Origin of the sequence: Algoriphagus sp. (assembly GCF_024642405.1) — a bacterium.
Classification (GTDB): Bacteria; Bacteroidota; Bacteroidia; order Cytophagales; family Cyclobacteriaceae; genus Algoriphagus.
Window position 1 is genome coordinate 1 of the sequence record NZ_JAHEBC010000119.1, and the last position, 11196, is coordinate 11196.

Annotated in this window: 10 protein-coding genes; 3 read left to right on the forward strand and 7 right to left on the reverse strand. The window is 36.0% G+C overall.

Translation table 11 applies throughout. From position 1 onward, the window contains the following. Together Q0L68_RS10625 and Q0L68_RS10630 are read left to right on the forward strand one after the other, a co-directional pair. Positions 1-1607, forward strand: a 1607-nt coding sequence (locus tag Q0L68_RS10625) for a gamma-glutamyltransferase (protein ID WP_296702720.1), incomplete at its 5' end; no start/stop codon positions are given. 151 nt (positions 1608-1758) lie between these two features. Further along, positions 1759-3216 carry an amidohydrolase gene (locus Q0L68_RS10630; RefSeq protein ID WP_296702722.1) on the forward strand — a complete coding sequence of 486 codons (1458 nt, stop codon included), beginning with the start codon at positions 1759-1761 and terminating at the stop codon, positions 3214-3216. Between the two features lie 104 nt (positions 3217-3320). On the opposite strand, the gene Q0L68_RS10635 is transcribed toward Q0L68_RS10630, so the two are convergent. The 5 genes from Q0L68_RS10635 to Q0L68_RS10655 all read right to left on the reverse strand — a co-directional run bounded on the left by Q0L68_RS10635 (position 3321) and on the right by Q0L68_RS10655 (position 6838). Beyond that, positions 3321-3668, reverse strand: a complete 348-nt coding sequence (locus tag Q0L68_RS10635) for a hypothetical protein (protein ID WP_296702725.1) — start codon at positions 3666-3668, stop codon at positions 3321-3323. Between the two features lie 61 nt (positions 3669-3729). After that, positions 3730-5397 (reverse strand): hypothetical protein, encoded by a 1668-nt coding sequence (locus tag Q0L68_RS10640; RefSeq protein WP_296702727.1) that lies wholly within the window; start codon positions 5395-5397, stop codon positions 3730-3732. Between the two features lie 23 nt (positions 5398-5420). Beyond that, positions 5421-6002: a peptide-methionine (S)-S-oxide reductase MsrA gene (gene msrA, locus Q0L68_RS10645; protein ID WP_296702730.1), complete on the reverse strand. Its 582-nt coding sequence runs from the start codon at positions 6000-6002 to the stop codon at positions 5421-5423. 34 nt (positions 6003-6036) lie between these two features. Next, a complete protein-coding gene (locus tag Q0L68_RS10650; protein ID WP_296702732.1) occupies positions 6037-6288 on the reverse strand; it encodes a hypothetical protein in 252 nt (83 codons plus the stop codon). A 7-nt stretch (positions 6289-6295) separates the two neighbouring features. Next, complete coding sequence (locus Q0L68_RS10655) at positions 6296-6838, reverse strand: methyltransferase domain-containing protein (RefSeq protein WP_296702734.1); 543 nt, start codon at positions 6836-6838, stop codon at positions 6296-6298. Between the two features lie 78 nt (positions 6839-6916). Between Q0L68_RS10655 and Q0L68_RS10660 the strand changes: the two genes are divergently transcribed. Beyond that, entirely contained in the window at positions 6917-8926 is a 2010-nt protein-coding gene (locus Q0L68_RS10660) for a sulfatase-like hydrolase/transferase (RefSeq protein WP_296702737.1), read from the forward strand. A gap of 3 nt (positions 8927-8929) precedes the next feature. Here Q0L68_RS10660 and Q0L68_RS10665 read toward each other — a convergent pair whose 3' ends face one another. Together Q0L68_RS10665 and Q0L68_RS10670 are read right to left on the reverse strand one after the other, a co-directional pair. Further along, entirely contained in the window at positions 8930-10108 is a 1179-nt protein-coding gene (locus tag Q0L68_RS10665) for a hypothetical protein (RefSeq protein WP_296702740.1), read from the reverse strand. Between the two features lie 11 nt (positions 10109-10119). Further along, positions 10120-11196 (reverse strand): YaiO family outer membrane beta-barrel protein (locus tag Q0L68_RS10670; protein ID WP_296702742.1); only part of this gene is annotated, 1077 nt, incomplete at its 5' end.

An 11196-nucleotide genomic window follows, 5' to 3' on the forward strand; every position in this document is an offset into this window, starting at 1 on the left:
CCCAAGCATTAATCTATAATCCAAATACCAAAAAAGTAATCGCTATCAATGCATTAGGGTACGCTCCAACAGGTGCAACTGTTGAATTTTATAAATCTCAAGGAATGGATTATCCTCCTCAATACGGACCTCTGGCTGCTACAACTCCTGGTACACCAGGAGGTATTATGACCATGCTGGCTGAATTTGGAACCATGAGCTTGGAGCAGATTTTGAAACCATCCATTGAATTGGCAAAAGGATACCCCATTGAGGCTCAAACTGCAAATGCTATGGAAGCTCAAAAAGGAAGAATCAAACAATGGCCTTATTCAAAAAAAATATTTCTTCCTCATCTTGGAGAAGAGAGGGAAGCTCCATCACCAGGTGAAATATTTGTTCAGGAAGATCTTTATATAACCCTCTCCAAACTAGTAGAAGCTGAAAAGGAAGCTTTAGCAGCTGGAAAGTCAAGAAAAGAGGCAATTTATGCTGCTTATGATAGGTTTTACAAGGGAGATATTGCAAAAGAAATTGTTCGAGGTACTAGAGAGCAAGGTGGGTTATTTACTGAGGCAGACCTTGCAAACTGGAAGGTTAAAATTGAAGAGCCACTTCACGTAAATTATAAAGGAATTGATGTTTATAAACTTCAGGAATGGACTCAAGGTCCGGCATTATTACAGTCCTTGAATATATTGGAAAATTTTGATCTGAAATCTATGGGTTACAATTCTGCCAAATACATTCATACGGTGTATCAAGCTATGAATTTAGCATTTGCTGATAGAGACTTTTATTATGGAGATCCAGCATTTGTGAAGTCCCCAATGAAGGGTTTATTATCCAAAGAATATGCAAAAGAAAGAGCCAAACTGATAGGAGATAAAAATGATCCTACCATCTCTGCTGGAGATCCATATCCTTTTCAGGGAGAAACCAACCCTTATTTAGATCTCTTGAACCAAAACAAAAATGCAATGGCTTCTCTCAGCGAGGATAATATGAACAGCACTTTGGATCCAGAGTTTCTTTCTGATTTTATGAGTGGAACTACATCTGTAGAAACTGCGGATGCGGAAGGATGGGTAGTTTCAGTTACACCAAGTGGTGGCTGGATTCCAGCTGTAGTAGCAGGAAATTCAGGCGTAGGTCTTTCTCAACGAATGCAAAGTTTTGTATTGGATGAAAACTTAAATCCATACAATCTTCCTGAACCCGGTAAAAGACCAAGAGTTACCCTTACACCTAGCTTGGCAATGAAAGACGGAAAACCATTCTTGGCTTTTGCTGTACAAGGTGGTGATTCACAAGATCAGAATCTATTGCAACTATTCCTTAACATCGTTGAATTCGGAATGGATGTTCAAGAATCCACAGAAGCCGCCAATTTCAATTCTTACCAAATGCAAAGTTCTTTTGGTAGCCATGAAGTAAGGCCAGGCGCTATTGTATTGAGAGAGGATTCTCCAATTTGGATAAACAAAGAATTAGCTCAGAAAGGATACAATATTGAACTCTGGAATAAGACTTCTGGACCTATCAACGCAATTTGGTTTGACTGGAAACACGGAAGTTTCTGGGGTGGGTCAAGCGATTATGGTGATGATTATGGAATTGCATGGTAATGTATTGAGTCAAAATCATTAATTAAAAAATGTAAATAAAAGTAGCTGAAAGGCTGCTTTTATTTTTTTGTATTGATTTTTGTAGATAAAAATATTACTCATAAAGTAAATCTTTATACTTACTTTAAATCCATTAAAAACCATCAATTCTATGAGAAAATTCTATTCTTCCCTCCTGCTGATAACTTTGGGAATAGGGAGTAGTTTACCGCTACTCGCACAGAAAAAAGTAAAACCCAATCCTCTAAAAGAAGAGGTAATCCAATCAGTAGATGATCGATTTAATGCACTCACAAATTTAAGTGATAAAATTTGGTCGTTTGAGGAAATAGCTTTTGAAGAAACACAATCTGCTGCTGCTCTTTCTGACTATGCAGAGAGTTTAGGTTTTAAGGTAACTCGAGGAGTTGGAGAGATTCCAACTGCTTTTGTGGCCGAATACGGGTCTGGTTCACCAGTGATCGGAATATTAGGTGAATTTGATGCATTACCAGGATTGTCTCAAAATAAAGTACCCTACAAAAGCCCTTTGCATGAAGATGCTCCAGGACATGGTTGCGGACATAATTTATTTGGAGTAGCATCTCTCGGAGCTGCTGCAGCAATCAAAGATTTAATAGACGAAGGCAAAATAAAAGGAACGGTCAGGTTCTATGGAACTCCCGCAGAAGAAAAGTTCTTTGGGAAACTCTGGATGATTCGTGCTGGTCTTTTTGAAGATGTTGATGTCGTCATGGATTGGCATCCGGCTGCTGAAACAAAAGCAGCAGTACAAAAGGGTCTAGCCTTGGTAGATTTTCAGGTAGAATTTAAAGGTCAAGCCGCTCATGCGTCTGCTGATCCTTGGAATGGAAGATCTGCTTCTGACGCCTTGGAGCTATATACGACAGGCATAAACTATTATAGAGAACATATCAAACCAACAGTTAGAATTCATTACCATATCCAAGATGCAGGTCAAGTTGTCAATGTAGTTCCTGACTATAGTAGGATTTGGGTAAGAGTTCGAGATAGTAGTCGTGAAGGCCTGATGCCTGTTTATGAGCAAGTTCAGAAAATGGCAGAAGGAGCGGCAATCATGGCCAATGTAGATTATGAAGTAAATCTTATTTCTGGTATTCATGAAGTTTTGGTAAATAGAACTGGTTCGGCCGCATTGCAAAAGAATTTGGAAACTTTAGGTCCCATATCATACACCGAGGAAGAACAGGATTTTGCTAAAAAAATCCAAGAAGCTACTGGTAAGCCACAGATCGGATTAGTCTCTAAAATTGAACCGATGGAGGAAACTGCTGAGAATAGCATGGGAGGAAGCACCGATGTAGGTGACGTCAGTTATGTTGTACCTACCATTCGACTTTCTGCAACTACAGCGCCAAATGGAACACCTTGGCATTCATGGGCAGTCGTTGCAGCTGGAGGGATGTCTATCGGTCACAAAGGAATGGCCTATGCTGCCAAAGCCTTATCAATGACGATGGTTGATTTATTTCAGAACCCAGATCTAGTCGAAGCTGTTAAAGCTGATTTCAAAGAGCATTTGGGAAATTATGTATATAAAGGGATGGTACCTCCAGGTCCTCCTCCAATTAAATCTAACCTACAATAGAAAAACAAAAAGCCACTCTTGAAGAGTGGCTTTTTTTATATATTGATTATCAGTGTTTTAAAACGCTTTATTTGAAGTAATTAAAAGATTGCTATACTAGCTAGCTAAGACTTACGCTGAAAACCCAGTTCCAATAACTTGTCAAGTTGATCTTTTGGTGCTGCAACAAAAAACCTGATACCAGTCGTGCAAAAGCATGCTAAACAATTTGCTTGGCTAGCTTCATTTTTTATGGAAATAACTTTAGCCCCAATAACTCCCTCAGTCGCTAAATATTCTTCAATTGCATTAATGAGATCATTTTCATTTTGAGAAGAATTTGTAGCCCAAGGATCAGCACATCCAGTTTGATCCCAATAAACTTCCAATAAATTTGGATTATTCTCATTTTCACAGCTTTGAAGAAAATTCAAAGCCAAAAGAATTGTAATGATGGAAAAATACCTTTTCATAATTCCTTGTTTTTACAAAGACGAAATAAGATTGCCAACCGAAACAATAATAGTTAAAATCTTATTTAAAAAGTTTTTCCAAAATCTTATAGGTAATTAAATAGGTTGGCCTCACTCCTTCCATTCCTAAAGCTCCAGATGCTAAAGTACTTCCGGTTTCCAAAGGGTTATCAGATGCATAATAGGCATAAAGTACTTTTACATTTGAAGGAATGCTACTTCTGATTTTTGAGGCTGACTGAATAGCTTTTTGATAATGAGCTCCCTCCATTTCAAGTCCAACAGCATGCCAACTGGATTCCATGAAATAGGTCAAAATATCTTTGTTTTGAAGTGAAGTACCTAGGACTGTTATCATGGATCCTTGATAAACTCCCAATCCATATCCTTCAAAATCAGATTTCTTCAACTCATTCTTAAACGGATAATTATCAGCTGTTCCTTCGAAAATATGAGAAGAGGGAATCATTAAATCCCCCTTACCTCCATAAAGAATTCCTGCTTTACCCATGATACTGGTTGATACCACATTCAAAGGAATATCTTTATCACCTTTTTTGAAAGGTTTTAATAATTCATCAAAGCACTCATATGCCTGTTCTCCAAAAGCATAATCCATCACTACGAAAACAGGACGTTTTTCTAGTTCTTTGGATAATTTGATTCCAGGTAGCAATTCCTCTTTTTCAAGTAAAGCAGTATCTATTATTTGAGTCCCGATATTCGTCCCGGATTCATCGGGTAAATCAATAAAACCATGTTTTATAGCATAATCATAAATAGCCTTTCCTTTATTTCCTTTTGCCTTAACACTGATGTCCATCACCACTTTTTCAAGTGATTCATAATCATTTACGCCTAAAAGTTGTGGGGCATAAATAGTATTGAGAACAGAATGAAGATTAGCCGAAATCACATGAATAGGACGTTTTAGTAAATTGCGTTTATCCAAAGCCAACTTTATTCTTCTCGCCCATAGCTCTCCATAGACATGATGGCCTATTCTTTCCCGAAGAGTAGCTGAAAAGGATATTTCCCGATCTAGATTTTTTGTGTTTTCATCATAGGCCAATTTCCCCATGTGATAAACAATGGAGAATAAACTATTAGAATTGGCGGATTTTTCAAATTTGTCAACAGCTGAAACTGTTTCTTCAAAAGTTCTTCCTATCAAATGGCTTAAATAAGCACTTGCCGCTTCTTTTTCAAAAACTTCTCCCGCAGCTTCTTTTTTCACCAATTCTTCAAGCATGATCCAATTCTGAGAAATTTTACCCTTTGGATCAGTACTATTATTTAGGATTTTACGAGATTCTATGTAAAGAAATGTAAGGTGCGTTAATATGTCATAAATATCTGACCGTCCACGAGTCATTTCAACATACATCACTTGCTCATCAAGTCTATAGCAGTTTCTTTTCCTTTTTGCAGGAACAATTGGCTCCAAATGAGATATTTCATACCCTTCTCTACTGATCAATCGAACGTATCTACACTCTTCAATCCCTCTTGGTAAGCGCTCCATCACATAAAGAAGACCATCTAATTCCAATTTTTCAGGATCTGTAACCGAACCATAGATTTCAGGACTTAAAACCATAAGAGCACTAACTAGACTTTCCCCAGAAATCCCCATTGGTTTATAACTTCCTCGAGTAAATAAATGACGCATTGTAATATACATGCGCTCTATAGCAGCTCTAGATTCTTGGGCTCTGGTTCGCTTCATTGTTAGCATAAAATATTTTTATTCTAGGACTTAATCTCCTCTTTAAAGAATTTTTCCAATTTATTGACTTTAGGCTTGATCACAAATTGGCAATAAGGTTGATGTCCATTTAAATTATAATAATCCTGATGATAGCTTTCAGCAGGATAAAAACTCAAAAGTGGCGCTATTTCTGTCACAACTCTCTTCCCAAATACCCCGGATTCATTCAATTGATCGACTAAATCAGTTATTATTTTATACTGATCTTCAGTCCCATAATAAATTGCAGACCTGTATTGAGGGCCAGTATCAGCTCCTTGTTTATTTAAAGTGGTTGGATCGTGGGTTGCAAAAAAAACTTCTAAAATCTTATGTAAACTGATGATTTTTGGATCAAAATAAACCTGGATTACTTCTGCATGTCCGGTAGTTCCAGTACATATTTCTCTATAACTAGGGTTTTCAATAATTCCGTTGGAATATCCTGAAATGACAGACTCCACACCTTTCAATCTCTGAAATACAGCTTCTGTACACCAAAAACATCCTGCACCCAAAGTAATCAATTCAAGACCATCAGGTACAGATATTTTAGTCTTTGGCAAATTTAACTCGTCATCCATTTTCTCTTCTTTAATTTTAGGTAGAACAGATATATTAGGATTTAGGTTTAGTAATGCATTTTATTCTTAGACTTCTATTCATTTTAATTGAAACTGGGTTTTCGTTTGGAGAATCTTCAATTTCAATTTTCCCACTTTTATAAAAAGATATTATTAGAGATTCCAATTCCGGTAAAAAGTGTTCCCAATCCTCAGGAAACATTTCACGAATAATATCTTCAGCGTTAAAAAAAATCTTCTTTCTTTTTCTGCACATTTCCAAAAGAGCAGTTTCAAGAATATCCATTATCTTTTTATTTACAAACCATTACAAATGCTGGGGGTAAATTCTTAAGAGTAAAACTTGAACTCACTGATTTGAAATGTTTCTTAAATAAGTTCTTTAAAAGGTAGGAATAGCAAATTTGAATGAAATATCCACTGCTATTTAAAGCAATGCTACTTTGCCGTAAGATTTCTTCTCTGATTTCGGGAGAAATAAAGCTGAAAGGAAGAGAAGAAAAAATATAGTCTACTTTTTTATTATTGAGATATAGATGAATATTTTCTGCGGAATCATTGATGATTTTTACATTACCTTGAGGAAACTGCTTTTTCATAGCTTCGCAGAAAGAAGTACTGATCTCAAAAACCAAAAGTTCCGCATCAGGAGCTAATTTATCCACAATGCCTTGAGTAATGCTTCCATCCCCTCCTCCCATCTCGACTATCAATTTTGCATTAGATAAGTCTGAAAATGAAAGCATTTTGTTTACAAGGGATTTTGAACTGAAAGTAAGTGCACCAGTAGTACTCAAGTTACTGTAAAGCTCAAATAAGAGATCTGATTTACCCATAAATTTAATTTGACACGGTGAAGATACCCGATTTTGGCCTATCTTTTGAGTCTTATCCTAAAAAGTTATTGATTAAATATGGCTCAGAAAGCTGAAATTAGGTCTACCCTACCTGATAAAATAAAAACAATACTAGGGAATTTTTGGGGGATGGCCCTCATTTTTAGTGGAATAGTAATTCTATTTAGATTTCTGGAACTGTATCTCATTTTTGATCAGCATGTATTAAATTTTTCTCTAAGAGATGTCTTATTTAAAAGTTTTGTAAAAGATTTAAACTGGTTACTCTATTTTTTCGGTCTATTAATGATTGTTTACTTGATTCTAAGTTTACTATCAATAAAAATTTCAAAAATCACACTCAATTTAATTTTTCTTATTGCAATCACTCTTCAGGTTTCATTGATTCTTTATTTTGTAAAAACCTTACAACCTCTAGGAAGTGATGTTTTCGCATATAGTTATGATGATTTAGTCATTACTGTCAGTAGTTCCGGTGTCTTATCACCCTTAATGATATTTCTATCATTTGTTTCATTTTTAGTCATAGGATTTGTTCTTTGGTACGGTTCAAATAGAATTAACTTAAGTCTAAAATCCTATCTATGGATGACAGGAATAGGTCTAGTTTCATTGTTCTTTTTTTTAATTTTCCCTTTATCTGATTCTGAAAGTGTCAATGAGAATAGATTTAATGTAGAGCAGAACAAAACCAATTTTCTGGTACAGCAATCTTTTAACTATTTCATGTTTTCGGACGATTACTATTTTGACTTTTACTTAAGACCCTCTGGGAAAAATCTGACTGTTCAAAAGAATTTCACGGATAATAATTATCCTTTTATGCATACCGCAAATTATCCTGATGTATTAAGTCCCTTTTTTGATACTTTAAATTCAAAGCCGGATATAGTTTTCATTTTTGTAGAAAGCTTAGGTCGAGCCTATTCCGGGGAAGATGCGTATTTGGGTAGTTTTACGCCTTATTTAGATTCCTTATCAAATTTTAGTTTGGTTTGGGATAATGCCATTTCATCAACTGGAAGAACTTTTGGGGTACTACCAGGGGTATTTGGCGGATTGCCTTTTGGACAAAATGGATTTCTTGAATTCGCTCCCGAATTCCCAAAACACGATTCTTTCTTAAGTATATTGAAGGAAAATAATTATTCTGTTGAGTTCTATATTGGCTCGGATAAAAACTTTGACAATGAAGGAGATTTTTTAATCTACCAGAATGTAGATCGTATTATCGATCAAGGTGAATACGGGTCTCAATATCAAAAGACTCCCTCATCAACAGGCTTTTCTTGGGGATATCCCGATAAGGATATGTTTTCTAATGGCTTGGATAAACTTCCCGCCTCTGATACTTTACCTCAGGTAAGAATTTTCCAAACTCAAACTTCTCATGATCCCTATAGGGTTCCTACACCTGAAGTTTTTGGTCCTAAATTGCGAAATCATCTTGAAAATTATTTAGAGTTTTCAGAAAATAAAATTCAGGATTATTTGTCCTATCAAGACATATACATGACCATTCTTTATGCAGATGAAGCTATAAAGGAATTTATGGAAGAGTATAGTAAAAGACCTGAGTTTGAAAATACAATTTTCGTAATAACAGGCGACCACCGTTTACCTGAAGTTCCGATGTCCTCAAGGTTGGATAGGTTTCATGTCCCTTTGATTATTTATTCACCAAAACTCAAAAGAAATATTCATTTTAAGGGTCTTACCTCACATTTCGAAATTTCACCTTCCCTCCTATCTTTTTTAGATAAACAAGTCGGGCTGAATCAACCGGATGAAGTAGTATGGCTAGGTCAAGTTTTTGATACGGCTCAAGTTTTCCAGTCTAAAGTTGCAATGCCGCTTATGAGAAATAAAAACCAATTAGTAGATTATATTAATGAAGAATATTTCCTTTCAGACGGACAATTGTTCTTGATCAGTGATGGGTTAAACATAGATCCAATAAACGATAATCAGAATTTGACAAGATTGATAGGTGAGTTTGAAGAGTTCAAGAACAGAAACAACTACCTAATTCAGACCTCTAAACTATTGCCTGATGAACTAGAGTAATTTTCACTCTTTTTCAGAATACGCCTTCTCAAGGATTTTAGAGGTCAAAGGATAATAATAATTCCAAAAAAAACTTTCTCTATCTGTGTAATCAGTCACTAAATGAAGACCTTTCCATAAAAAAGGCAGACCTGAAAATCTCGATGATCCTAAGTTTGTTCTGAGGTCAGAAAAATCTCCTGCAAAATAATATAAATGTCCCTTTCCATTAGGTTTTGCTACTGCAGCAGGGAAAAATCTTGGTAATCCCAAACCTCTCAATTTCTCTAACCCTTCCGACGTCGGATTAATATCATAATAGGAAATAACCTGATAGTCTCTTTCGATCAATACTACATCAAACCAATCAGGATAAGGTACGATATCAGGTAAATTTTCTGCAAGTGGGTTTCTTTTTTGAGAGCGAATTAGGGGGATTTTATTCAAATAATCCTCTTCAAATTTCAATCCTTCAATGATTCCATCTTCATGAATAAATACAAGGCCTGGACCGGATGTCATCCAATTTCCTTCATGTTGTTCCTTATATTGATTGCGAAGCCAAATTGGAATTTCATTGTTTATCAAAGTATCCAATTCATCGAAATATCTACCTATCCATCCAGTCCATTTTAACCCCATCAGATTTTCAAATTCTGTTCTATTGGCCTTGGTAGTAGGGCTAGCCATAGAGTTAAACTCTGCAATTATTGTTTTTTCTTGGGACTTTGCCTCGCGTAGGAGTTCAAGATCTTTGGCATCTAGGCCTCCATAAATGACTCTCGGTCTTAATGATCCACTCTTTGCAAGTTCATCGGCAGAGGCCATCACTCCATAGGTGTCGGCAATAAAAATTAGATCACTTTTTTCTACCTTTTCCTTAACCATCTGATTGGTTAATTTTGATAAGTCTTTAATTTCTGGTTCTGACTTTTCTCCTGCTGGGTAATATCCTAGATAATCCGTTTTTCTATCATAAAAATCATCATTCTCTTTAGTAAACTTAAGATGTTCTAAAACCCAAAAAAGAGAACTATGCTCTACGAGGCCTGGCCCCAGCACTGTTTTGTCGACAACGATAATATTTAAGTTTTTCTTTGGGAAAACTAACCAAATCACATAGCTAAGCAATGGGACCAAGACCAAAATCAATAGAAATGGAGAAATACGCCTGAGTAAGATTTTTAGCTCTTCTGAGATCATTCTGTGAAATATTAAAATCTATATTCTATGCCGAGCGTAAAATTGAGGTCATTTCTAAAGATATCTGTGGAGAGTTCATCTCTACTATATCCTGTAAAGGCATAAATCATAAACCTACTGGTCAATAATTGCTGATAACCAATTCTGGCCCTATAGGAATTTAATAGTTGGGTTTGATCTCTATTTTCTTCATCAGGAGAAACGCCGGAACTCAATTGCAAGCTGAAAAAGTCCTCTGCTGTTTTGAAATAATATCTTGCTTGAAAATTTGCCGAGGTGCTCACTTGTCCATTATCAGGAATCACATTTGCCCGAAGGTTAAGCCACCAATTACCTATATACTTCCCTAAAGAACCTGTGTAAATATGCGTTGCTTCTCCAAAACCCAAATACCTGTAACCTGCTTCCACTTCCCAAGCTTTTTCCAAGCTATAATAGATGGAGGTGCCAAATCTTATTTTTGGAAAAAAACCAGCTCCTGAGCCTCCTATGTTTATATAAGCATACATATTTTCTCCTAGGGAAGGATAAGCATCTAATTCAAATAAAGTCCCTTGAGAATCAAATCTATAAGCTTGAGTGACTCTGGCAATCAAAGCACCAGTTAAGTTAGTACGGGTTCTTCCATAAAAGGAATATGTGTTCCAAGGTGTAAGATCTCCTTGGAAATTATCATAATCATAAGTTACCCCTATTGCATTGGTTCTTCTTAACCGTTGCAGATTTTGGATATACCCTAGCAAACCTTCTTGTGCGTAGTCTTTATCAAATAATTCTTCGGCTATCTCATAGGCCTGATCATATTCATCCCGATAATAAAATAATCTTGACTCTTTATATCTAAGATTGTCAGGGAGCGGAGTACCAAAGTTCTCTTTGGCTCTTGCAAGAACATTATCTGCCTGATCGTATTGATCAGACCACATAAGATTATCAAGATAAGCGGAGTACCCATCATCATACTTTGGGGATGAGACTATGGCCCTTTCTAAATAGATTGAAGCTGAATCATTTTTCCCTTCCCAGGCATAACTTCTACCGACAAGAATCAGAATATCTGCATATTCTGGATATCTCTCTAATGCTCT